This is a genomic window from Pantoea sp. AG1095 (assembly GCF_003208415.1).
GTDB classification, from domain to species: domain Bacteria; phylum Pseudomonadota; class Gammaproteobacteria; order Enterobacterales; family Enterobacteriaceae; genus Pantoea; species Pantoea leporis.
In genome coordinates this window covers 1-20,983 of sequence record NZ_QKMJ01000008.1, presented here as the reverse complement: position 1 = coordinate 20,983, position 20,983 = coordinate 1, and the positions used below count along the sequence as shown (strand labels likewise).

Annotated in this window: 22 protein-coding genes and 1 other annotated feature; of the genes, 14 read left to right on the top strand and 8 right to left on the bottom strand. The window is 55.7% G+C overall.

The features are described 5' to 3' along the window. Positions 1-280 precede the first annotated feature (280 nt). Genes DEU53_RS16165 through DEU53_RS16155 form a run of 3 tightly spaced genes read left to right on the top strand, consistent with a single transcriptional unit; the run spans position 281 to position 2,674 of the window. Positions 281-937 carry a metal ABC transporter ATP-binding protein gene (locus tag DEU53_RS16165; protein ID WP_110867735.1) on the top strand — a complete coding sequence of 219 codons (657 nt, stop codon included), beginning with the start codon at positions 281-283 and terminating at the stop codon, positions 935-937. Beyond that, positions 934-1,773: a metal ABC transporter permease gene (locus tag DEU53_RS16160; RefSeq protein ID WP_110867734.1), complete on the top strand. Its 840-nt coding sequence runs from the start codon at positions 934-936 to the stop codon at positions 1,771-1,773. The genes DEU53_RS16165 and DEU53_RS16160 overlap by 4 nt, the downstream gene beginning before the upstream one ends. Before the next feature lie 22 nt (positions 1,774-1,795). After that, a complete protein-coding gene (locus DEU53_RS16155; RefSeq protein ID WP_110867733.1) occupies positions 1,796-2,674 on the top strand; it encodes a metal ABC transporter substrate-binding protein in 879 nt (292 codons plus the stop codon). A 44-nt stretch (positions 2,675-2,718) separates the two neighbouring features. Here DEU53_RS16155 and ykgO read toward each other — a convergent pair whose 3' ends face one another. The 4 genes from ykgO to DEU53_RS16135 form a co-directional block, all read right to left on the bottom strand. Next, positions 2,719-2,859 (bottom strand): type B 50S ribosomal protein L36, encoded by a 141-nt coding sequence (ykgO, locus tag DEU53_RS16150; protein ID WP_008103894.1) that lies wholly within the window; start codon positions 2,857-2,859, stop codon positions 2,719-2,721. Between the two features lie 15 nt (positions 2,860-2,874). Continuing rightward, positions 2,875-3,132, bottom strand: a complete 258-nt coding sequence (locus DEU53_RS16145) for a type B 50S ribosomal protein L31 (RefSeq protein WP_101762406.1) — start codon at positions 3,130-3,132, stop codon at positions 2,875-2,877. Positions 3,133-3,281: 149 nt separating this feature from the next. After that, entirely contained in the window at positions 3,282-6,431 is a 3,150-nt protein-coding gene (locus DEU53_RS16140; RefSeq protein ID WP_101762405.1) for a multidrug efflux RND transporter permease subunit AcrB, read from the bottom strand. A 16-nt stretch (positions 6,432-6,447) separates the two neighbouring features. Continuing rightward, positions 6,448-7,638: an efflux RND transporter periplasmic adaptor subunit gene (locus DEU53_RS16135; protein ID WP_101762404.1), complete on the bottom strand. Its 1,191-nt coding sequence runs from the start codon at positions 7,636-7,638 to the stop codon at positions 6,448-6,450. Between the two features lie 142 nt (positions 7,639-7,780). On the opposite strand from DEU53_RS16135, the gene acrR reads away from it, so the two are divergent. Beyond that, positions 7,781-8,419 carry a multidrug efflux transporter transcriptional repressor AcrR gene (acrR, locus tag DEU53_RS16130; RefSeq protein ID WP_110867732.1) on the top strand — a complete coding sequence of 213 codons (639 nt, stop codon included), beginning with the start codon at positions 7,781-7,783 and terminating at the stop codon, positions 8,417-8,419. Here acrR and rsmS read toward each other — a convergent pair. From rsmS to priC, 3 genes are read right to left on the bottom strand one after another with little or no spacing between them, the layout of a single operon-like run. Beyond that, positions 8,406-8,564, bottom strand: coding sequence for a pleiotropic regulatory protein RsmS (gene rsmS, locus DEU53_RS16125; protein WP_101762402.1), 159 nt, complete (start codon positions 8,562-8,564; stop codon positions 8,406-8,408). The two genes, acrR and rsmS, sit on opposite strands and share 14 nt — an antisense overlap. 8 nt (positions 8,565-8,572) lie before the next feature. Next, positions 8,573-8,818 (bottom strand): GlsB/YeaQ/YmgE family stress response membrane protein, encoded by a 246-nt coding sequence (locus tag DEU53_RS16120; protein WP_101762401.1) that lies wholly within the window; start codon positions 8,816-8,818, stop codon positions 8,573-8,575. Positions 8,819-8,870: 52 nt separating this feature from the next. Further along, positions 8,871-9,383: a primosomal replication protein PriC gene (gene priC / locus DEU53_RS16115; protein WP_101762400.1), complete on the bottom strand. Its 513-nt coding sequence runs from the start codon at positions 9,381-9,383 to the stop codon at positions 8,871-8,873. Between the two features lie 58 nt (positions 9,384-9,441). Between priC and DEU53_RS16110 the strand changes: the two genes are divergently transcribed. From DEU53_RS16110 to htpG, 6 genes are all read left to right on the top strand, one after another. Further along, complete coding sequence (locus DEU53_RS16110) at positions 9,442-9,825, top strand: DUF454 family protein (protein ID WP_101762399.1); 384 nt, start codon at positions 9,442-9,444, stop codon at positions 9,823-9,825. A gap of 149 nt (positions 9,826-9,974) precedes the next feature. Beyond that, positions 9,975-10,526, top strand: coding sequence for an adenine phosphoribosyltransferase (gene apt, locus DEU53_RS16105; RefSeq protein WP_101762398.1), 552 nt, complete (start codon positions 9,975-9,977; stop codon positions 10,524-10,526). 151 nt (positions 10,527-10,677) lie between these two features. After that, positions 10,678-12,657, top strand: a complete 1,980-nt coding sequence (gene dnaX / locus DEU53_RS16100; protein ID WP_110867731.1) for a DNA polymerase III subunit gamma/tau — start codon at positions 10,678-10,680, stop codon at positions 12,655-12,657. Next, positions 11,999-12,060 (top strand) — a sequence feature (DnaX frameshifting element). Its footprint overlaps the gene before it by 62 nt. Positions 12,658-12,707: 50 nt before the next feature. Then, positions 12,708-13,037: a YbaB/EbfC family nucleoid-associated protein gene (locus DEU53_RS16095; protein ID WP_008103874.1), complete on the top strand. Its 330-nt coding sequence runs from the start codon at positions 12,708-12,710 to the stop codon at positions 13,035-13,037. Then, entirely contained in the window at positions 13,037-13,642 is a 606-nt protein-coding gene (gene recR, locus DEU53_RS16090; RefSeq protein ID WP_110867730.1) for a recombination mediator RecR, read from the top strand. The genes DEU53_RS16095 and recR overlap by 1 nt, the downstream gene beginning before the upstream one ends. 99 nt (positions 13,643-13,741) lie before the next feature. Then, positions 13,742-15,616, top strand: coding sequence for a molecular chaperone HtpG (htpG, locus tag DEU53_RS16085; RefSeq protein ID WP_110867729.1), 1,875 nt, complete (start codon positions 13,742-13,744; stop codon positions 15,614-15,616). A gap of 54 nt (positions 15,617-15,670) precedes the next feature. On the opposite strand, the gene DEU53_RS16080 is transcribed toward htpG, so the two are convergent. Beyond that, positions 15,671-16,540, bottom strand: coding sequence for a LysR substrate-binding domain-containing protein (locus tag DEU53_RS16080; RefSeq protein WP_101762395.1), 870 nt, complete (start codon positions 16,538-16,540; stop codon positions 15,671-15,673). A gap of 188 nt (positions 16,541-16,728) precedes the next feature. Here DEU53_RS16080 and DEU53_RS16075 point away from each other — a divergent pair, with 188 nt between their 5' ends. From DEU53_RS16075 to DEU53_RS16060, 4 genes are all read left to right on the top strand, one after another. Further along, positions 16,729-17,559: a DUF6024 family protein gene (locus tag DEU53_RS16075; RefSeq protein ID WP_110867728.1), complete on the top strand. Its 831-nt coding sequence runs from the start codon at positions 16,729-16,731 to the stop codon at positions 17,557-17,559. Positions 17,560-17,710: 151 nt separating this feature from the next. Continuing rightward, a complete protein-coding gene (gene adk / locus DEU53_RS16070; RefSeq protein WP_008103865.1) occupies positions 17,711-18,355 on the top strand; it encodes an adenylate kinase in 645 nt (214 codons plus the stop codon). Between the two features lie 121 nt (positions 18,356-18,476). Further along, a complete protein-coding gene (gene hemH / locus DEU53_RS16065) occupies positions 18,477-19,436 on the top strand; it encodes a ferrochelatase (RefSeq protein WP_101762393.1) in 960 nt (319 codons plus the stop codon). A gap of 58 nt (positions 19,437-19,494) precedes the next feature. Beyond that, entirely contained in the window at positions 19,495-20,796 is a 1,302-nt protein-coding gene (locus DEU53_RS16060) for an inosine/guanosine kinase (protein WP_110867727.1), read from the top strand. Positions 20,797-20,983 lie beyond the last annotated feature (187 nt).

Genomic DNA, 20,983 nt, shown 5'->3' with positions numbered 1-20,983 from the left:
TCGCTAATAAACAGAAAGAGTAATCGTTGTGATGGGTTTCATAACACATTCATGGCGAAACGGCGAATTAGCGCGGCTATCATTATGATCGATCAACTTTTGAAACACTTTGCCTGGGCGCAATTGAGGATGAGTCGGGTATGATAATTGTTATGTTATAACATTATTGGTTGTTGAGTATGAATCACAGCGGTTTAATTCTTTCCCTTGGCGGCCGTTTGCTGGTTGCGCTGATGCTGATTGCCTTGCTAGCGCTGGCCTTATATTGGGGCATGCAGAAATGATACATTTCAACCGCTTACAAGCCGGTTATCAAGGCCGTGCGGTGACGCCGGTCGTTAACGGTGAGCTGGCAACGGGCAGCATGACGGCGCTGATTGGCGCTAACGGCACCGGCAAATCGACATTACTAAAAACCATTGCCGGCTTACTACCGCCAATTTCCGGCAACTGCGAATTGCACATCCCACGCAAAGCCCTGGGCTGGTTACCGCAACGCAGTGAACTTGAAACCCGCTTTCCTCTTACTGCCTATGAACTGGTGGCGATGGGCTGCTGGCCACGCTGCGGCTGGTTTGGTGGTATCAATCGCGCCTTGCGCCTGGAAATCGATGCCGCGCTGGATGCGGTACAAATGCGTGAGTTCGCCGATGCGCAACCATCGACGTTATCTGGCGGGCAACTGCAGCGCGTGCTGTTCGCGCGCTTAATGCTGCAGCGCAGCCAGCTCTGGCTGCTGGATGAACCCTTCAACGGCATTGATAGCCAAACCGTCACCTTGCTAATGTCGATCCTCGAACAGCAGCAGCAGGCGGGCACCACGTTATTAGTCGTGCTACACGATCGTCCGCTGGTGGCGCGCTATTTTCAGGATGTGCTATCGCTCGATGACGCTGATGCCGCACAAACGCCAACGTTGCATAGGGTGGCGTCGTGACATTACTCCAACCCTTTATCGAATTTGGTTTTATGCGCCGTGCGCTGGTGGCCTGCGTTGCATTAGCGATCAGCGCCACGCCGCTGGGCGTTTTCCTTTCCCTGCGCCGCATGAGTCTGGTCGGCGATGCCTTATCACATGCTGTGTTACCCGGCGCGGCGATTGGTTATCTGGTATCGGGATTATCGCTGGTGGCGATGGGTATCGGCGGCCTGATTGCCGGGTTGGCGGTGGCGCTGCTCTCGGGAGCGGTCAGCCGTTATACGCATCTCAAAGAGGATGCCAGTTTTTCCGGCTTTTACCTCGGCTCTCTCGCACTCGGCGTCACACTGGTGTCGCTGCGCGGCTCCAGCGTCGATCTTCTGCACGTGTTATTTGGATCGCTGCTGGCGGTGGATAACGCGGCGATTCTGCTGGTCGGCGGCATTGCGGCTACGACCTTGCTGCTGCTGGCGGTGATCTTCCGTCCGCTGGTGATCGATGCCTTCGCTCCCGATTTCCTGCGCGCTCAGGGCAAATGGAGCGCTCCGCTGGTGCACGGTCTGTTTCTGATGCTGGTGGTGCTCAATCTGGTGGCCGGCTTTCAGGTGCTGGGCACGCTGATGTCGGTGGGATTGATGATGCTGCCGGCCACCAGCGCACGCTTCTGGAGCCGCCATCTGGCTTACATGCTCGGCATCGCCATGCTGCTGGCGATCGTCTCAGCATTTATCGGCCTGATTCTTTCGTGGCATTTCTCGCTGCCGGCTGGACCGGCGGTGGTGCTCAGTGCTGCGGTGCTGTTTCTGCTTTCTGTTTTGACAGGACCATGTGGCGGCCTGTTGCGCCGTCGATAACCAAACCAATAAGGGGATAGGAATGAAAAAGTTACCGCTGAGTCTGGCGATTGGCGCCATGCTGGCAAGCCCGCTGTCGCTGGCGAAAAGCGTTGATGTTGTGGCGAGCTTTACCGTGCTGGCGGATATCGTTAAACAGGTTGGTGGCGATCACGTTAACGTGAAATCGCTGGTCGGGCCGAATGGCGATCCGCACACCTTCGAACCGACGCCGCAGGATAGCCAGGCGCTGTCGAAGGCGGATGTGGTATTCGTGAGCGGTTTGGGCATGGAAGGCTGGATGGATCGCCTGATCAGCGCGTCAGGCTATAAAGGCACCATCGTGGTGGCATCGAACGGTGTCAACACGCGCAAGATGGAAGAGGACGGCAAAAGCGTCACCGATCCGCACGCGTGGAACAGCATGCAAAACGGTGTGATCTACGCCACTAATGTGATGAATGCGCTGATCAAAGCCGATCCAGAAGATGCGGCGGATATTCGTAAAAGCGGTGAAAGTTACATTCAGCAGCTGCAGAAGCTGGATAGCTGGGCGAAAAATGCCTTTGCCGAAGTGCCGAAGAGCAAGCGTAAAGTGCTGACCAGCCATGATGCCTTTGGCTACTTTGGCCAACGTTATGGCGTCAGTTTCCTTGCGCCGGTGGGCTTCTCTACCGAAGCGGAAGCCAGCGCCAGCGACGTGGCCTCGATCATCCAACAACTGAAGGCCGAGCACATCAAAACCTACTTTATGGAGAATCAAACCGATCCTCGACTGGTAAAACAGATTGCCAGCGAAACCGGCGCGCAGCCGGGCGGGGAACTTTATCCTGAGGCGCTGTCGGAAGCGAATGGCCCAGCAGCGACCTATGTCGCCGCGTTCAAACACAATGTTGACGCCATTCTGCATAGCATGAAGTAAAAAAAAGGCCGGGGAGCATCCCGGCCAACTATCACGACACTTTCCTACCTTTTTTTCTTTCTTCCCTGAACCGCCTTAAAGCGCGGGTTAGTTTTGCAAATCACATAGATGCGACCTTTACGACGTACGACTTTGCAATCCTTATGGCGCGTCTTTGCAGAGCGCAATGAACTCAATACCTGCATCTGTTCTCTCCAGCGTTACTTGTTGCGCGACAGGAAGCTGCCGAAACGCTGGTTGAAGCGCGCGGTGCTGCCTTCTTTAGCAAAGTCTTTCTGCTTACCGGTGTAGAACACGTGAGATTTTGACGAGACATCCAGCGTGACATACGGCAGCACTTCACCTTCATACTCAATGGTGCGCTCGGTTTTGATGGTGGAGCCGACTTTAAAGTATTCGTTGGCCGAGGTGTCGTGGAACACCACTGGGCGATAAAGAGGATGGATATTCGGTTTCATAGTAACCTCGCTATGTAATGTTATACTATAACAATAGTATGAGCCCGAACATGGCCGATTGCAACCGTGAAAAACGCAGGGATTTTGGCGGGGCAGGGGAACAGCAATAAAAAAGGCCGCATCAGCGGCCTTTTAGGGAAGAGTAAAACTTAGTGTTTGTGCTCAACCGGATGACCGTGTTCCAGGTCACCTTTGTTCTTACTGAAGCGGCGACGTACCACCACGAAGAACACCGGAACGAAGAAGATAGCCAGCGCGGTCGCTGTTACCATCCCGCCCATTACGCCGGTACCTACCGCATTTTGTGCGCCAGAACCCGCACCGGTGCTGATCGCCAGCGGCATTACGCCGAGGATAAAGGCGAGTGAGGTCATCAGAATCGGACGCAGACGCATACGGGATGCTTCCAGCGTGGATTCCACCAACCCTTTACCTTCCTTCTCCATCAAATCCTTGGCGAATTCGACAATCAGGATGGCGTTCTTCGCCGACAATCCTATGGTAGTCAACAAGCCCACCACAAAGTAGACGTCGTTACTTAAGCCGCGCAGCGTGGTGAAGATCAGTGCGCCGACAACACCCAGCGGTACCACCAACATGACCGAGAACGGAATCGACCAGCTCTCATACAGCGCGGCCAGACACAGGAACACCACAATCAGTGAGATAGCATACAGCGCCGGAGCCTGGTTACCTGACAAGCGTTCCTGATAGGACATGCCGGTCCAGTCGTAACCAATACCCGCCGGCAGTTTTCCTGCCAACTCTTCCATCAGGTTCATGGCATCACCGGAGCTCTTGCCTGGCGCAGCCTGGCCCAGAATCTCCATCGATGGCAAGCCGTTGTAACGTTCCAGACGTGGTGAACCGTACTGCCACTTCGCCGAAGAGAAGGCGGAGAACGGTACCATGGTGCCGCCGCTGTTGCGCACGTACCATTTACTGATATCGTCCGGCAACATACGTGAATCGGCCTTGCCCATAACGTACACCTTCTTCACGCGACCGCGGTCGATGAAGTCGTTGACGTAAGAACCGCCCCATGCTGAAGCCAGCGTGGTATTGATGTCAGACAGCGACACACCCAGCGCCTGCGCTTTCTCCTGATCGATGATCAGTTTGTACTGCGGCGTATCTTCCATGCCGTTTGGACGCACACCCACCAGCGTATCCGAATGCTGGGCGATCATGCCAAACAGCTGGTTACGCGCGGCGGTCAGCTTCTCGTGACCCAGGTTGCCCTGATCGGTCAGCATGAAGTCGAAGCCGGTGGCGTTACCCAGTTCGATAATTGCTGGCAGGTTGAACGGGAACACCATCGCATCTTTGATTTGACCGAGCGCCTGCATGGCACGACCGGCAATCGCAGGAACTTTCAGGTTGGCATCGCCACGCTCATCCCACGGCTTGAGGCTGACGAACGCAATACCGGTGTTCTGTCCACGACCGGCGAAGCCGAAGCCGTTAACGGTAAACACGGAATTAACGCTGTCTTTCTCTTTGGTCAGGAAGTAATCCGTCACCTGATCCAATACTTTCTGGGTACGTTCCTGGGTAGCACCGGCTGGCAATTGCGCCTGCGCCAGTAACAGACCCTGATCCTCTTCCGGCAGGAATGAGGTAGGCAGTTTCAGGAACAGGTACGCCATGCCGACCACGATCACCAGATAAATAAGCAGGTAACGGCCGGTGCTGCGAATGATATGACCGACACTATCAACGTAGTGGTTGGTGCTCTTATCAAACAGGCGGTTAAACCAGCCGAAGAAACCGGTGGTTTTGCCGTGAGCGCCTTTCTCCACTGGCTTCAGCATGGTGGCACAAAGCGCAGGCGTCAGGATCAACGCCACCAGCACCGACAGCGCCATCGCCGAAACGATGGTGATGGAGAACTGGCGATAAATGACGCCGGTTGAACCACCGAAGAACGCCATTGGAATAAATACCGCTGACAGCACCAAGGCAATACCGACCAATGCGCCCTGAATCTGCTCCATCGAACGTTTGGTCGCTTCTTTCGGCGGTAAGCCTTCTTCCGCCATTACACGTTCGACGTTCTCTACCACCACGATGGCGTCGTCCACCAGCAGGCCGATGGCGAGCACCATCCCGAACATCGTCAGGGTGTTTATCGAGTAGCCAAAGGCACTGATGATCGCAAAGGTTCCGAGCAACACAACAGGAACGGCGATGGTTGGAATCAGCGTCGCACGGAAGTTTTGCAGGAACAGATACATCACCAGGAACACCAGCACGATTGCTTCGAACAGCGTTTTCACCACTTCGAAAATCGAAATTTTCACGAACGGTGTGGTGTCGTACGGATAAACCGTTTTCATGCCTGCCGGGAAGAACGGCTCCAGTTTCGCCAGTTCAGCTTTCACCGCATCGGCGGTGTCCAGTGCATTAGCGCCGGTGGCCAGTTTGATACCGATACCGGAAGCCGGTTTGCCGTTATAACGCGCGATGATCTCGTAGTTTTCACCACCGAGTTCAATCTTCGCCACGTCACGCAGACGTACCTGCGAACCATCCTGATTCACCTTCAGCAGAATATTGCCGAACTCATCTGTCGATGTCAGACGGGTTTGCGCAATGATCGAGGCATTCAGCTGTTGGCCCGGTACAGGTGGCGTACCGCCCAACTGACCCGCGGCGATCTGGGTGTTCTGGACTTTCAGCGCGTTGATCACATCCACTGGTGTCAGTGAATAGTTGTTCAGCTTGTGTGGGTCCAGCCAGATGCGCATCGCATACTGCGCACCAAACACCTGGGTATCACCGACACCCGGCATACGGCTGACCGGATCTTTGATGTTTGAAGCAACATAGTCAGAAATATCATTCTGCGTCATGGTGCCATCATCACTGACAAAACCCGCCACCATCAGGAAGCTGCTAGAGGATTTCTTAACCTGAATACCCTGTTGCTGTACTTCCTGTGGCAGTAACGGCGTGGCCAGCTGCAGTTTGTTCTGCACCTGAACCTGCGCGATATCGGCATCAGTACCGGATTGGAAGGTCAGCGTCAGCGTCAATGTACCCGACGAGTCACTGCTCGAGGACATATACATCAGTCCATCGATACCGTTCATGTTTTGCTCGATGACCTGCGTCACCGAATCTTGCAGCGTTTTCGCATCAGCACCCGGATAGGTGGCCTGGATTTCAACCGCCGGCGGTGCAACATTGGGATATTGCTCAATCGGCAGGCTGATAATCGATAGCACACCGGCCAACATGATGATGATGGCGAGCACCCACGCAAAAATGGGGCGATCAATAAAGAACTTAGCCATGTATCAGTGGCTCCTGTTATGACGATGATTTAGCAGACGGTGATTCTGGTGCAGCTTTGGCATCATCGGAGACTTCTTTTGGCGTCACCTGCGCACCCGGTTTGGCACGCTGGATACCGGTGGTGATCACCCGATCGCCTTCTTTTAGACCTTCCGTCACCAGCCATTTGTCGCCAAATGCCTGATTAGCGGTGATGTTACGCGATTCCACTTTATTATCTGCGCCAACCACCATTGCGGTTGCCTGACCGGTTGGGGTGCGTGTTACGCCCTGTTGCGGCACCAGCAGTGCGGTGGGATTGGTGCCCTCATCCAGACGCGCACGAACAAACATGCCTGGCAGCAGGCGATTGTCCGGGTTCGGGAAGATGGCGCGCAGCGTGATCGAGCCGGTGGTTTCATCCACGCTCACATCAGAGAATTCCAATGTGCCTGTCTGCGGGTATGCGTTACCGTTTTGCATCAGCAGGGTGACGTTGGCCTTACCGTCGTTCTGTTTCAGCTGACCGGATTCCAGCTCTGCGCGCAGACGCAGGAAATCATCACTGGATTGGGTCACATCGACATACATAGGATCGAGCTGTTGCACGGTCGCCAGGGCAGTGGTTTGCCCGTTGGAAACCAGCGCACCTTCGGTTACCGACGATTTACCAATACGGCCGCTGATGGGTGACGTCACTTTGGTATACGCCAGATTGATGCGCGCAGTTTCGACGTTGGCACGTGCAGCCTGGGCGGCTGCAGCAGTCTGAGCTGCGGTGCCTGCGGCGGTGTCATAGTCCTGCTGACTGATGTACTTGGTACCCAGCAGCGGCTTATAGCGAGTAATGGTTAACTGCGCAACACGCGCATTGGCTTCAGCCTGGGCGAGATCCGCTTTAGCGCTGTCGTAGGCCGCCTGATAGGTGGCGGGATCAATCTGATACAGCGACTGACCGGCTTTTACATCACTACCTTCAACAAAATTACGCTTGAGGATAATTCCTGACACCTGAGGGCGAACTTCCGCAACGCGGAAAGCCGAGGTACGGCCCGGCAGCTCGGTGGTAATTTTCAAGGGTTCGTTTTTTAACGTTACAACACCCACTTCTGGGGGCTGCTGCTGGGCGGCTTGCTGGGATTTATTATCATCACATCCTGTTAACACAAAGCTGCCTGATAGCATCAGGACGGCCGCCAGAGGCGCTAATCCTCTGTTTTTATTCATAAATAAACCTCTAGTGTCCGATATCAAATGATCAATGGATCACAAACCGATAAACCCATTGCTGCGTTAAAACACGGGTCATGCTATGGTACATACATTCACAAATGTATGTAAACTTACAAGTTTGTAAAAAAAGCCCAGCATGGCACGAAAAACCAAAGCGCAAGCTCTTGAAACACGGCATCAAATTCTTGACGCCGCATTAGCACACTTTTCCGAACATGGTGTGGCCGCCACGTCTCTGGCGGATATCGCAACAGCGGCCGGCGTCACGCGCGGGGCTATCTACTGGCATTTCAAAAATAAAGCCGATCTCTTGCAGGAAATCTGGCTGCGTTGTGACGCTGGGCTGGACGATGTGGAACTTGAGTATCAGACAAAATACCCGGGCGATCCACTTTCTGTTGTTCGTTCTATGTTGATCTATATCCTTGACGCCACAGCAAAGGATCCGCAAAGACGCGCATTAATGGAGATTATCTTTCATAAATGTGAGTTTGTTGGCGAAATGTCGACGTTACAGGATATGCAGCAGAGCTTACTGCAAGCGTGTTACGATCGAATTGAAACTGTACTACGTCTTTGTATTGATGCCAGCCAATTGCCTGCGAACCTGAATACGCGTCAGGCGGCGCTACTGATGCGCGGCTATATCAATGGCATGATGGAAAGCTGGCTGTTCAACCCGCAAAGTTTTGATTTGGCAGCCGATGCGCCTCAGCTGGTGGATGCGTTTCTTGATATGTTGCGCTTGAGTCCAACGCTGCTTAGTCGGCCTTGATTTCCGCCGCTTGTTTCTGCTCATAATCTCGCTGAACAATCGCCAACGCAGCCAGCACGGTGGCGGTAGGGACATTATTCTCTTCAAGCAGTTGAATCAGATCGACGGCAAGTTTGATGTCGTCGGGTGCGCTGTCCAGTGACATTTTTTCTCCTAAATACGTAATTTCGCCGCGACCAGCAGCATTAATAGTGCGCCCAGCAGTGCGCTGGCGAAACCGGCTGGATGCAGGGCGGCCAGATCGCCGGTGGTGAAGTAGGTGGCGATATAGCCGCCAATCAGCGCGCCAATCACCGCCAGCACCAACGTCGGCACAAATCCTCCCGGACGACCGGGAAAAATCACCCGTTTGAGCCAGCCTGCCGCTAAACCGATCACAATCCATAATACCAGCGTCATGATTTTACTCCTTTTTCTCACCGCAATGAGTATAGAGGAAAAAGCGCCGCGTTCAGCGCGGCATAGGCGGCAACTCCAGTTTGTAGATAGCGGCGCGGCAGCGTGCCAAACGTTCTTGCAGCTGATCGACTTCACGAATTAACTGCTGCTGAACGCTCAGCGTTTCAGCGCGCGCCAGATGCTGCTCGCGCTGAGCAATCATCGCCAGTAAGCGTTTTTCGTAGCCTTGATACTCTTCACGCTTGGCCTGGCGTGCATCGACACGTGGCCGCTCGCGCTTGACGCGCAGCTGCTGGCTCTGGCATTCGCGCTGTAATGCGGCAATTTGATCCAGCACTTTCTCTGCCAGCCATTGACGGCGCGCCACATCAGTGTCAGCAGCGGTTAACTGCGTCACATTGCCTTCCAGCTCGCGCAGATAATCCGCCAGACGCGTGCCGCTGGTGCGAAACAGGTGAGAATCAAAACGGGGCTGACGACAGGCACCATCCGGCTGCTGCGCAATCTGCTGGCGCAGTAACTCTAACATGGCATGGAGACGTTGCTGGGCGGGCGGTTGGGGCATCACTCTGTTTCCGACTGTGTTAACGTAACGCTGTTTTTGACTTATTCAGGCATCAGGCATGCAGCGCATTTTACTACTGAGCCTTGGCTGGCTGGCGATTGTGCTAGGTACGCTGGGCATTGTATTACCTTTATTACCGACGACGCCATTTGTGTTGCTGGCGGCCTGGTGTTTTGCCCGCTCGTCGCCGCGTTTCCATCATTGGTTGCTATGGAAGTCGCCGTTTGGTCGCTTTATTCGCCACTGGCAGCAGCATCGTGCCATGCCGCCCGGCGCCAAAGGGCGCGCCATGTTGCTGATTGTGATTACCTTTTCGGTGTCCCTTTATTTAGTAAACCTGCTGTGGGTGCGCATCCTGTTAGGCGCGATGCTGTGCCTGCTGCTGCTTTTTATGTGGCGCATTCCGGTTGTAACCGAGGATGCCAACCCGCCACAACAGTAGCGTGAGGGTTGCATTTAGCCGGGTATTTGCATAGATTTGGGCATCTTCGTGCGTGGCTTCCCTTATAAACGACTTCGCTTAACCCGGTTTCCGGGGTTTGGCGCTAGAGAAGCTGCGCGTATTAGATATTTTCTCCAGGCGTAACATTTATGACCGCAACTGCGCAGCAGCTTGAACTCATCAAAAACAGCATTAAAAGCATTCCTGACTATCCGAAGCCGGGCATTCTGTTCCGTGACGTGACCAGTCTGATGGAAGATCCGCAGGCGTATGCCGCGTCGATCGCCATTCTGGTGGAGCGTTATCGTAACAAAGGCATCACCAAGGTGGTGGGAACGGAAGCGCGTGGCTTCCTGTTTGGCGCACCGGTGGCGCTGGGTTTGGGCGTGGGTTTTGTGCCGGTGCGTAAGCCGGGCAAACTGCCGCGTGACACCTTCAGCGAAAGCTACGAGCTGGAGTACGGCACCGATGCGCTGGAACTGCACAAAGATGCCATTAAACCAGGCGATGTGGTGCTGGTGGTGGACGATCTGCTGGCGACTGGCGGCACGCTGGAAGCAACGGTGAAGCTGATCCGCCGCGCCGGTGGAGAAGTGAAAGACGCCGCATTCGTGATTAATCTGTTTGACCTGACCGGTGAAGCCCGCCTGACTGCTATGGGCGTCGAGTGCTTCAGCCTGGTGAATTTCCCCGGCCACTAAGGCCTGCGCGCTCCGCTGCACGGCGGGGCGCCACCTCTGCAAAGTTAGTGGTTGCTGATCCGCTGGTGGCTGTTAAACTACTGCCAAAATAAACAGGGTTTGCGAAGCTGCATTTTCTCCCTTCTCCCTAAATTCCAGTGATTGAATCCACATGAGCTATCAGGTACTTGCGCGAAAATGGCGTCCCCAGGCCTTCGCTGACGTAGTCGGTCAGGAACATGTGCTGACTGCGCTGGCCAACGGGTTGTCACTGGGACGAATCCATCATGCTTATCTCTTTTCTGGCACACGCGGCGTCGGGAAAACCTCGATCGCCCGTCTGCTGGCGAAGGGGCTTAACTGTGAAACCGGCATCACGTCAACGCCGTGCGGGCAATGCGATAACTGCCGCGAAATCGAGCAGGGCCGTTTTGTCGATCTGATTGAGATCGATGCCGCATCACGCACCAAAGTTGAAGATACGCGCGATCTGCTCGATAACGTGCAGTACGCGCCAGCGCGCGGTCGCTTCAAGGTCTATCTGATCGATGAAGTGCACATGCTGTCGCGTCACAGCTTCAACGCGCTGCTGAAAACGCTGGAAGAGCCGCCATCGCACGTGAAATTCCTGCTGGCGACCACCGATCCGCAGAAGCTGCCTGTGACGATTCTGTCCCGTTGCCTGCAATTCCATCTCAAAGCGCTGGACGTGGAGCAAATCCAGCAGCAGCTGGCGCATGTGTTGCAGCAGGAGCAGATTGCTGCCGAACCGCGTGCGCTGCATCTGCTGGCACGCGCCGCTGACGGCAGCATGCGCGATGCGCTGAGCCTGACCGACCAGGCGATTGCCATGGGGCAGGGCAGCGTAACGCGTGACACCGTGGCACAAATGCTCGGCACGCTCGACGATGAACAGCCGCTGGCGCTGATTGAAGCGCTGGTGGATGGCCAGGGTGAACAGGTGATGGCGCTGCTGAATCAGGCCGCGTCGCGTGGGGTTGAGTGGGAAGCGCTGCTGGTCGAGATGCTGCGTTTACTGCACCGCATTGCGATGGTGCAACTGTTGCCAGGCTCGCTCAGCGAGGACGATCTCAGCCAGGCCGATCGCCTGCGCGAGTTAGCGCGCGTACTGCCACCGGCTGACGTGCAGCTCTATTACCAAACGTTGTTGATGGGACGTAAAGATCTGCCGCTGGCACCGGATCGGCGCTTAGGCGTAGAGATGACGCTGCTGCGGGCGCTGGCGTTCCATCCGCAGGCAACGATTGCGGAGCCGGTGGCGCGTCCCACCTTGACGCCACAAGCTGCGCCGCAGGTTGCTGCGCCACAAGCCGCCGCGAAAACCGCGCCCGCACCGGCTGCGCAGCCGCAGATGGCACCGCCAAACCCTGACGCGCCGCCGGTGTCGGATGATTATCCAGACATGCAGCCCGCGCCCGATCCGTTACCTGACTCCACCAGCCAGTTGTTACAGGCGCGAACGCAGTTGCTGCGTCAGGGAGCCGGCAAAGCAAAAAAGAGTGAGCCGGCAGCGCGTTCCGCGCGGCCGGCGAATCCGGCGCTGGAACGTCTCGCTAGCGTCACTGAACGTGTGCTACAACGTGCGTCTGAACCCACGGTAAAAGCCCCGGCCAAACCGGAAGCCTATCGCTGGAAAACGCAGCTGCCGGTGGAGGTTAAAGCGGAGCCGGTGGCGACGCCAAAAGCCTTGCGTTCGGCACTGGAGCATGAGAAAACCCCTGAGCTGGCGCTGCGTCTGGCGGAAGAAGCCCAGCAGCGCGATGCGTGGGCTGCTGAAATCGCCGCGCTGACGCTGCCGAAACTGGTGCAGCAAGTGGCGCTCAATGCGTGGAAAGAGGTGGGCGAAGCCGGTGTTACGCTGCATCTGCGCAGCAGTCAGCGCCATCTGAATTCAGCTTCTGCCAGGCAGGCGCTGGCGGAAGCGCTGAGTCAGTCTGCCGGCCAGCCGGTTGAATTGACGATTATTGAAGACGATAATCCTACGGTATTGACGCCACTGGAGTGGCGCCAGGCCATTTATGAAGAGAAGCTGTCGCAGGCGCGACAGTCGATCGAAAGCGATACCCATATTCAGACATTGCGTCGATTCTTCGATGCCGATTTGGATGAAGAGAGTATTCGACCGGTGTGAACATGCTGCCGCGCGTCAACTGCGCGCAGCCCCAGCAGAGAGAGAAAACTATGTTTGGTAAAGGCGGATTGGGCAACCTGATGAAACAGGCCCAGCAGATGCAAGACAAAATGGCCAAAGTGCAGGAAGAGATCGCCGCGATCGAAGTGACCGGTGAATCAGGCGCTGGCTTGGTTAAAGTAACCATCAACGGTGCGCACAACTGCCGTCGTGTTGAAGTCGATCCTAGCTTACTGGAAGATGACAAAGACATGCTGGAAGATCTGATCGCCGCGGCCTTTAACGATGCGGCACGCCGTATTGACGAAACGCAGAAAGAGAAGATGGCTGCGGTCTCTTCAGGTATGCAGCTGCCGCCTGGCTTCAAGATGCCGTTCTGATGCAAACCAGTCCACTGCTTGAATCTTTGATGGAGTCGTTGCGCTGCCTGCCGGGCGTTGGCCCGAAGTCGGCGCAGCGTATGGCTTTTCAGCTGTTGCAGCGCGATCGTAGCGGTGGCATGCGTCTGGCGCAGGCATTGACCCGCGCCATGTCGGAAATCGGTCACTGCGCCGATTGCCGTACCTTCACCGAACAGGAAATCTGCACCATCTGCGCCAATCCGCGTCGTCAGCAAAACGGCCAGATTTGTGTGGTGGAGAGCCCGGCAGATATCCACGCCATTGAGCAGACCGGCCAGTTTGGCGGCCGCTACTTTGTGCTGATGGGGCACTTGTCACCGCTGGATGGCATTGGGCCACATGATATCGGCTTGGATCGGCTGGAGCAGCGTCTCGAGCGCGAAACCTTAACCGAAGTGATCCTCGCCACCAATCCCACGGTGGAAGGGGAAGCCACGGCCAACTACATCGCCGAGTTGTGCGGACAATATGGCGTTGATGCCAGCCGCATTGCACACGGTGTGCCGGTCGGTGGTGAGCTGGAAATGGTCGATGGCACCACGCTGTCGCACTCGCTCGCCGGACGCCACAAGATTAATTTCTAATCACTTGCCGATGTCTTCACAGACATCGGCTTGAAATCCTCTCCTTCATCCCCATTTCTCTCTCAACGTATCATCAACCCCGATTCAGTTGAGGTAGCAATGACCATGAAAGGACAAGAGACGCGTGGCTTCCAGTCAGAGGTAAAACAACTTCTGCACCTGATGATCCATTCACTCTATTCAAATAAAGAGATTTTCCTGCGCGAGCTGATTTCCAACGCTTCAGATGCCGCCGACAAACTGCGCTTCCGCGCGCTGTCGACGCCCGATCTGTATGAAGGCGACGGCGACCTGCGCGTACGTATCTCGGTCAATCCGGAAAATCGCACGCTGACGCTCAGCGATAACGGCATCGGTATGCGCCGTGATGAGGTGATTGAGAACCTCGGCACCATCGCTAAATCCGGCACCAAATCCTTCCTCGAATCCATGGGCTCCGACCAGGCGAAAGACAGCCAACTGATCGGCCAGTTCGGCGTGGGCTTCTACTCTGCGTTCATTGTGGCGGATAAAGTCACCGTGCGCACCCGCGCCGCCGGCGCTAAAGCCGATGAAGCGGTGTTCTGGGAATCTGCTGGCGAAGGCGAATATACGCTGGCAGAGATTGAGAAAGCCGATCGCGGTACCGAAATCACGCTGCACTTCCGTGAAGGCGAAGATGATTTCCTCGATGCGTGGCGCGTGCGTAACGTGATCAGCAAATACTCCGATCACATCGCGCTGCCGGTTGAGATTGAAAGCAAAGACGAAGAGAGCGACACCACCACCTGGGAAAAGATCAACAAAGCCCAGGCGCTGTGGACGCGCAACAAGTCTGAGATCAGCGACGACGAGTACAACGAGTTCTACAAACATATCGCCCACGATTTCAGCGATCCGGCGATCTGGAGCCATAACCGCGTGGAAGGTAAGCAGGAATACACCAGCCTGCTGTATATCCCGGCGCGTGCGCCGTTCGACATGTGGAACCGCGACAGCAAGCACGGCCTGAAACTCTACGTACAGCGCGTGTTCATCATGGACGATGCCGAGCAGTTCATGCCGAACTACCTGCGCTTCGTGCGTGGTTTGATAGATTCCAACGATCTGCCGCTGAACGTATCGCGTGAAATCCTGCAGGACAGCCGTGTGACCCAGAGCCTGCGTGGCGCGCTGGCCAAGCGTAGCCTGCAGATGTTAGAGAAGCTGGCGAAAGACGACGCGGAAAAATATCAGCAGTTCTGGAAAGAGTTCGGTCTGGTACTGAAAGAAGGTCCAGCCGAAGACAACGCTAACCAGCAACAGATTGCCAAACTGCTGCGTTTCGCCACCAGCCAGAGCGAAAGCGCAGAGCAGACCGTTTCGCTCGACGATTACGTGACGCGCATGGTGGAAGGTCAGGACAAGATTTACTACATCACCGCCGACAGCTATGCCGCCGCGAAGAGCAGCCCGCATCTGGAACTGTTCCGCAAAAAAGGCATCGAGGTGCTGCTGCTCTCCGATCGTATCGACGAATGGATGATGAGCTACCTCACCGAATTCGACGGCAAAACCTTCCAGTCAGTCAGCAAAGCGGATGATTCGCTGAGCAAACTGGCCGATGAAGAGACCGAAGAGCAGAAAGAAGCGGAGAAGGCGCTGGAGCCGTTTGTTGAGCGCGTGAAAACGCTGCTGGGCGAGCGTGTGAAAGAGGTGCGTCTGACGCATCGTCTCACCGACACGCCAGCGATCGTCACCACCGATGCTAACGAAATGACCACGCAGATGGCGAAGCTGTTTGCCGCGGCCGGTCAGGACGTGCCGGACGTGAAGTACATTTTCGAGATCAATCCGGATCATACACTGGTGAAACGCGTGGCTGATACCCAGGACGAGACGCGCTTTGCCGAGTGGGTTGAGCTGCTGCTGGATCAGGCGCTGCTCGCCGAGCGCGGTACGCTTGACGATCCAAACCAGTTCATCCGTCGCATGAACCAGTTGCTGACGGCGTAATCGCACCAAACCCGAAAGGTCGCCATTCATGGCGACCTTTTTTTATATCTGCTGTTAAATCTGCGCCTGATCCCGCAACCAATCGCGAAACAACGTAATCTCCGCATCGTGCTGACGCGAAGTCTTGGTCATCATCAACGTGGCGCGATCGACGCGCACAAAGCCCAGCGGCGCGATCAAGGTGCCATCACTCAACTCCTGACGCACCAGCAAGCGTGGCGCCATAATCACGCCCAATCCGTTTCTCGCCGCCTGAATGGCTAACGTCAAATTATCGAAATGCTTGCCGATCCAGTAATTGCCGCGTACGCCGCTGGTTTTCGCCCATTCGGCCCACGCATGCAGCCGCGTATCGGCGTGCAGCAATGGCAGTGAGGCGAGATCCTGCTCGCTTTGAAAGCGGGCGGCAAACTGCGGGGCGCACAGCGGGCCGATGTAATCATCGCTGATCAAAGTGGCATCAATATCGTCATCCGGCGACTGCTCGGCGCTGAGAATCAGCACATCGGTATGCTCGCTGCGCAGCTGGTCAATCTCTACCAGCGGCTGAAACTGCACTTCAATATCGGGATAGCGCTGATAGAAGCTGGCGATGCGCGGAATCAGCCATTGCGAGAGAAAGCTGGGCGCGCAGGAGACGCTGATATGATGGCGCATGCCGGTACGAATGCTTTCGCAGGTGGTGGAGAGCTCGCTAAAGGCTTTCTGACAACTCACCAGCAAACGTTCACCGTGTGAGGTTAATTTGACGCGTCCATTGGTACGCACAAACAGCGGCTTCCCCATCCAGCTCTCCAGCTGTCGAACCTGATGGCTGATGGCGCTATGGGTGACATGCAGACGTTCGGCCGCTACGCTAAAACTGCTGAACAGTGCCGCCTGGTGGAAATAGTGCAGTGCACGTAACGAAGGAAGCACGGTCATACTCGTCCCCTGTGTAAAAACCTAACAGGGATTGTCAGTTTATATCATTTTAATGTCCAGCCGCATTGGCCTAACCTTTCCCCCAGATTCTGGCAGGTTGACGGCTACGGCTCTCTGTGTTTTACGCCGACTATCACCGCAGGTTTCACCTCCCACACACAGCATAATAACCAGAGACATACCACGCGATGGCTCCACAACTTGCTTCTGCCAGGGCGGCGGCGGCGCGCGATAAGCTTCGCGGCTCGCTTTCCCGCTATTACCGGCTTGAAAATTTCGATCTCTTCTTCGCACCCTCTTTGCATATCTCGCGAGTGCTGCTTTCCCAGCTGTTTCTCCGTCAGGAGCAATCACGTAATCACACGCGCTATGCCTCGCACTATCCGGTTAGTGAACTGAGCGTGCTGCCCACTTTGCCGATGACGGCGGGCAACATTGCGCTGGTGGATCATGTTGATATGCAGCAAGGTCGCGTGCGAGCGTTAAGCGAATGTCAAAGCCACGGCGTTACCGATGCATCGGAGTCGTTTGCCACGCAGCTGCATAAACGGCTGGTGAGCGATGCGCGACTGTTTGTCGCCCGCCTTGATCGCCATGCGGCGTTATGCGGCGATCTGGTGTTAATCGCATTGCGCACCGCCGATTTCAGCACATTGGTGCGCAGCGAGCTGCGGCTGTTTGAGCAAGGATTAGCGCTCGGTGGCGCGCCAGAACAGGCGCTGGCAATGATGAAGGACAGCGAATGGCGTCCGTACAATATTGCGATGGTGGAAAAGATCGCGCTCGACTCGCCATTCATCCTGCACTCCATTCAGCAACCGGGTTTACCCTTTGCACTTTTTCCGCTGCCGAACGGCCTTAATGCCAGTGAATTGCCGCAGGATGTTCAGGTGCTGCCCGAACAGGCGCAATTACGCTTGCGCGCCGACGTGCGCGGCGGGGTCAACAAACAGCTGAACGTCACACCCGCACTGAAAAAACGCCTCAAAGACGTGCTCATGCTTAGCCGTGATTCCTAAAAACGGGCACTCTGCTGGTATTTGCTGACAAAGCAGGTCAAAGTAGACCTTTCGTGGCGAGCGCGCCCGTTTCCTTGTGGTGCGCGGGCCATAATGGTATGTTCTTCGCCTTCTCAGATTGAACAATGCGATTCGCAAGGGGAATTACGCAATGCGTATTATTCTGCTCGGAGCTCCGGGCGCAGGTAAAGGCACTCAGGCTCAATTCATCATGGAGAAATACGGTATTCCGCAAATCTCCACCGGTGACATGTTACGTGCGGCAGTCAAAGCAGGTACGGAACTGGGCCAACAGGCAAAAGCGATCATGGATGCCGGTAAACTGGTGACTGACGAGCTGGTGATTGCGCTGGTTAAAGAGCGTATCGCGCAGGAAGACTGCAAAAACGGTTTCCTGCTCGATGGCTTCCCACGCACTATCCCGCAGGCTGACGCGATGAAAGAAGCGGGCATCAAGGTTGACTACGTGCTGGAGTTCGCTGTACCGGACGAGCTGATTGTGGATCGTATTGTTGGCCGCCGCGTACATACGCCATCGGGCCGCGTTTATCACGTCACTTACAATCCACCGAAAGTGGAAGGTAAAGATGACCTGACCGGCGAAGAGCTGACCACGCGTAAAGATGACCAGGAAGAGACCGTGCGTAAGCGTCTGGTGGAATACCATCAACTGACTGCGCCGCTGATTGCCTACTACGGCAAAGAAGCGCAAGACGGCAACACCGAATATCACAAAATCGACGGCACGCGTCCTGTCGCCGAAGTGAGCACGCAATTGGCCACGATTCTCGGTTAATGCGTTAAGGGGCCGGTTGTCCGGCCCTTTTGCAGCAATTGCTTTCCCCTCCTTTAATTTCCGCTACAATTTCCCCCTGATTTTGCATTCGACCCATTCGTTTCGACATCAAGGAAATACCATGAGGCAAGAAAAGCCCGGGGTTTTGCTGGTTAACTTAGGCACACCAGACGCACCCACAACACCTGCGGTTAAACGCTATCTGAAACAATTCCTCGGCGATCCACGAGTGGTTGATACACCGCGCTTATTGTGGTGGCCGATTCTCAATTTCATCATCGTGCCTTTCCGTTCGCCACGCGTATCGAAACTGTATGCTTCCGTATGGATGGATGAAGGTTCACCGCTGATGGTATTCAGCAAGCGTCAGCGTGAAGCATTGGCGCAGCGCCTCGATATGCCGGTTGAACTGGGCATGAGCTACGGCCAGCCAAGCCTCGACAGCGCGCTGAAACGCTTGCTGGATCAGGGCGTGACCAAACTCATCGTGCTGCCGCTCTATCCACAGTTCTCCTGCTCGACGGTTGCCGCGGTTTGGGATGGCTTAGCCACCAGCTTTAAACCACTGCGCTCGCTGCCGGAAGTGGCGTTTATCCGCGATTACGCGGAGCATCCGGCTTACATCGCCGCGCTGAAAGCCTCGGTTGAGCGCTCGTTTGCGCTGCATGGTGAACCGGATCTGCTGGTGCTGTCCTATCACGGCATTCCGCAGCGTTTCGCCAATGAAGGCGATGATTATCCGCTGCGTTGCAAAGACACCACCGATGCGCTGGCCGCGGCGTTGGGCATTGCGCCGCACAAGATCATGATGACCTTCCAGTCGCGCTTTGGTCGCGAGCCGTGGCTGACGCCGTACACCGATGAAACCATGAAAAGTTTGCCGGCCAAAGGCATCAAGCATGTGCAGGTGATGAGTCCGGGCTTTGCGGCGGATTGCCTTGAAACGCTGGAGGAGATCAGCGGTGAGAACTGCGAGATCTTCCTGCATGCCGGCGGCGAAAAGTTCGAGTACATTCCTGCGCTCAACGCCGATGCGGAGCACATTGAAATGATGGTGCAACTGGTCAACGCGCGCCGTTAAGGGTGTGGCAGAGAGTGTGATATCATTCTCTGCCTGATTTTCCCTGACGGCACTCTCGATGAAATTTCCCGGCAAACGCAAATCCAAACACTATTTCCCCGTCAACGCGCGCGATCCGCTGCTGCAAGCCACGCAGCAAGAGCAGGAAGAGGGCAGTTGGGTGGTGGGTATCGACCAGACGCTGGTGGATATTGAAGCCAAAGTCGATGACGACTTTCTGCAGCGTTACGGTTTAAGCGCCGGTCACTCGCTGGTGATCGACGATGCTACCGCCGAGGCGCTCTACAACGAACTGATGCGCGAAGCGCTCATCAGCCATCAATTTGCCGGTGGCACCATCGGAAACACCCTGCATAACTACTCGGTGCTGGCGGATGACCGCTCGGTGCTGCTCGGCGTGATGTGCAATAACATCCAGATCGGCGGCTACGCCTATCGCTACCTGTGCAACACCTCCAGCCGCATGGATCTGAACTTCCTGCAGGGCGTCGATGGCGCGATTGGCCGCTGCTTTACGCTGATTGGCGAGCAGGGTGAGCGTACCTTTGCCATCAGTCCCGGCTTGATGAACCAGCTGCAGGCCAACAGCATTCCGGAAGAGGTTATTGCGGGCGCGTCGGCGCTGGTGCTGACTTCCTATCTGGTGCGCTGCCAGCCGGGCGAACCGATGCCGGAAGCCACCTTGCGCGCCATCGAATTCGCCAAAAAGCACAATGTGCCGGTGGTATTGACGCTCGGCACCAAATACGTGATTCAGGATAATCCGCAGTTCTGGCGCGATTTCCTGCGCGATCACGTCTCAATTGTGGCGATGAACGAAGAAGAAGCCTTTGCCTTGACCGGCGAGCAGGATCCGCTGCTGGCGTCGAATATGGCGCTGGATTGGGTAGATTTGGTGCTGTGTACCGCTGGGCCAACCGGTTTGTACATGGCCGGTTTCACTGAAGAAGAGTACAAGCGCAAAACCAACCATCCGCTGCTGCCGGGCGCGCTGGCTGAGTTCAACCAATATGAATTTAGCCGCGCGATGCGCCACAAGGATTGCGATCAGCCGCTGCGCATCTTCTCGCATATCGCGCCATATATGGGCGGCCCAGAGAAGATCATGAACACCAACGGCGCAGGCGATGGTGCGCTGGCAGCGCTGCTGCATGACATCACCGCTAACAACTTCCACCGCCAAAAAGTGCCGAACTCCAGCAAACACGGCCGCGCCTACCTGACCTATTCGTCGCTGGCACAGGTGTGTAAATACGCGAACCGGGTAAGTTATCAGGTGCTGAACCAGCATTCACCGCGCCTGACGCGCGGCCTGCCGGAGCGGGAAGACAGTTTAGAAGAGTCATATTGGGACAGATAAAACGCAAGGTCGCCATTAATGAACTGCACCCCAAATGTTGGACCATAATCTGACATTGAAGGTGCAGGTCTATGGCGACAAAATATCCCGTCGAATTCAAACTCTCGGCCATTCACTATTTTCTTAGCGGCCATGCCGGCATTGATGGAACGGCTAAGCACTTCAGCATTGCCCCTACTAACCTGCG

Excerpts from the sequence above, each read along its gene's own strand:
- DEU53_RS16165 (WP_110867735.1), top strand. The coding sequence starts at position 281 with ATGATACATTTCAACCGCTTACAAGCCGGTTATCAAGGCCGTGCGGTG.
- DEU53_RS16155 (WP_110867733.1), top strand. The coding sequence starts at position 1,796 with ATGAAAAAGTTACCGCTGAGTCTGGCGATTGGCGCCATGCTGGCAAGC.
- ykgO (WP_008103894.1), bottom strand. The coding sequence starts at position 2,859 with ATGCAGGTATTGAGTTCATTGCGCTCTGCAAAGACGCGCCATAAGGAT.
- DEU53_RS16145 (WP_101762406.1), bottom strand. The coding sequence starts at position 3,132 with ATGAAACCGAATATCCATCCTCTTTATCGCCCAGTGGTGTTCCACGAC.
- DEU53_RS16140 (WP_101762405.1), bottom strand. The coding sequence starts at position 6,431 with ATGGCTAAGTTCTTTATTGATCGCCCCATTTTTGCGTGGGTGCTCGCC.
- DEU53_RS16135 (WP_101762404.1), bottom strand. The coding sequence starts at position 7,638 with ATGAATAAAAACAGAGGATTAGCGCCTCTGGCGGCCGTCCTGATGCTA.
- acrR (WP_110867732.1), top strand. The coding sequence starts at position 7,781 with ATGGCACGAAAAACCAAAGCGCAAGCTCTTGAAACACGGCATCAAATT.
- rsmS (WP_101762402.1), bottom strand. The coding sequence starts at position 8,564 with ATGTCACTGGACAGCGCACCCGACGACATCAAACTTGCCGTCGATCTG.
- DEU53_RS16120 (WP_101762401.1), bottom strand. The coding sequence starts at position 8,818 with ATGACGCTGGTATTATGGATTGTGATCGGTTTAGCGGCAGGCTGGCTC.
- priC (WP_101762400.1), bottom strand. The coding sequence starts at position 9,383 with ATGCCCCAACCGCCCGCCCAGCAACGTCTCCATGCCATGTTAGAGTTA.
- DEU53_RS16110 (WP_101762399.1), top strand. The coding sequence starts at position 9,442 with ATGCAGCGCATTTTACTACTGAGCCTTGGCTGGCTGGCGATTGTGCTA.
- apt (WP_101762398.1), top strand. The coding sequence starts at position 9,975 with ATGACCGCAACTGCGCAGCAGCTTGAACTCATCAAAAACAGCATTAAA.
- dnaX (WP_110867731.1), top strand. The coding sequence starts at position 10,678 with ATGAGCTATCAGGTACTTGCGCGAAAATGGCGTCCCCAGGCCTTCGCT.
- DEU53_RS16095 (WP_008103874.1), top strand. The coding sequence starts at position 12,708 with ATGTTTGGTAAAGGCGGATTGGGCAACCTGATGAAACAGGCCCAGCAG.
- recR (WP_110867730.1), top strand. The coding sequence starts at position 13,037 with ATGCAAACCAGTCCACTGCTTGAATCTTTGATGGAGTCGTTGCGCTGC.
- htpG (WP_110867729.1), top strand. The coding sequence starts at position 13,742 with ATGACCATGAAAGGACAAGAGACGCGTGGCTTCCAGTCAGAGGTAAAA.
- DEU53_RS16080 (WP_101762395.1), bottom strand. The coding sequence starts at position 16,540 with ATGACCGTGCTTCCTTCGTTACGTGCACTGCACTATTTCCACCAGGCG.
- DEU53_RS16075 (WP_110867728.1), top strand. The coding sequence starts at position 16,729 with ATGGCTCCACAACTTGCTTCTGCCAGGGCGGCGGCGGCGCGCGATAAG.
- adk (WP_008103865.1), top strand. The coding sequence starts at position 17,711 with ATGCGTATTATTCTGCTCGGAGCTCCGGGCGCAGGTAAAGGCACTCAG.
- hemH (WP_101762393.1), top strand. The coding sequence starts at position 18,477 with ATGAGGCAAGAAAAGCCCGGGGTTTTGCTGGTTAACTTAGGCACACCA.
- DEU53_RS16060 (WP_110867727.1), top strand. The coding sequence starts at position 19,495 with ATGAAATTTCCCGGCAAACGCAAATCCAAACACTATTTCCCCGTCAAC.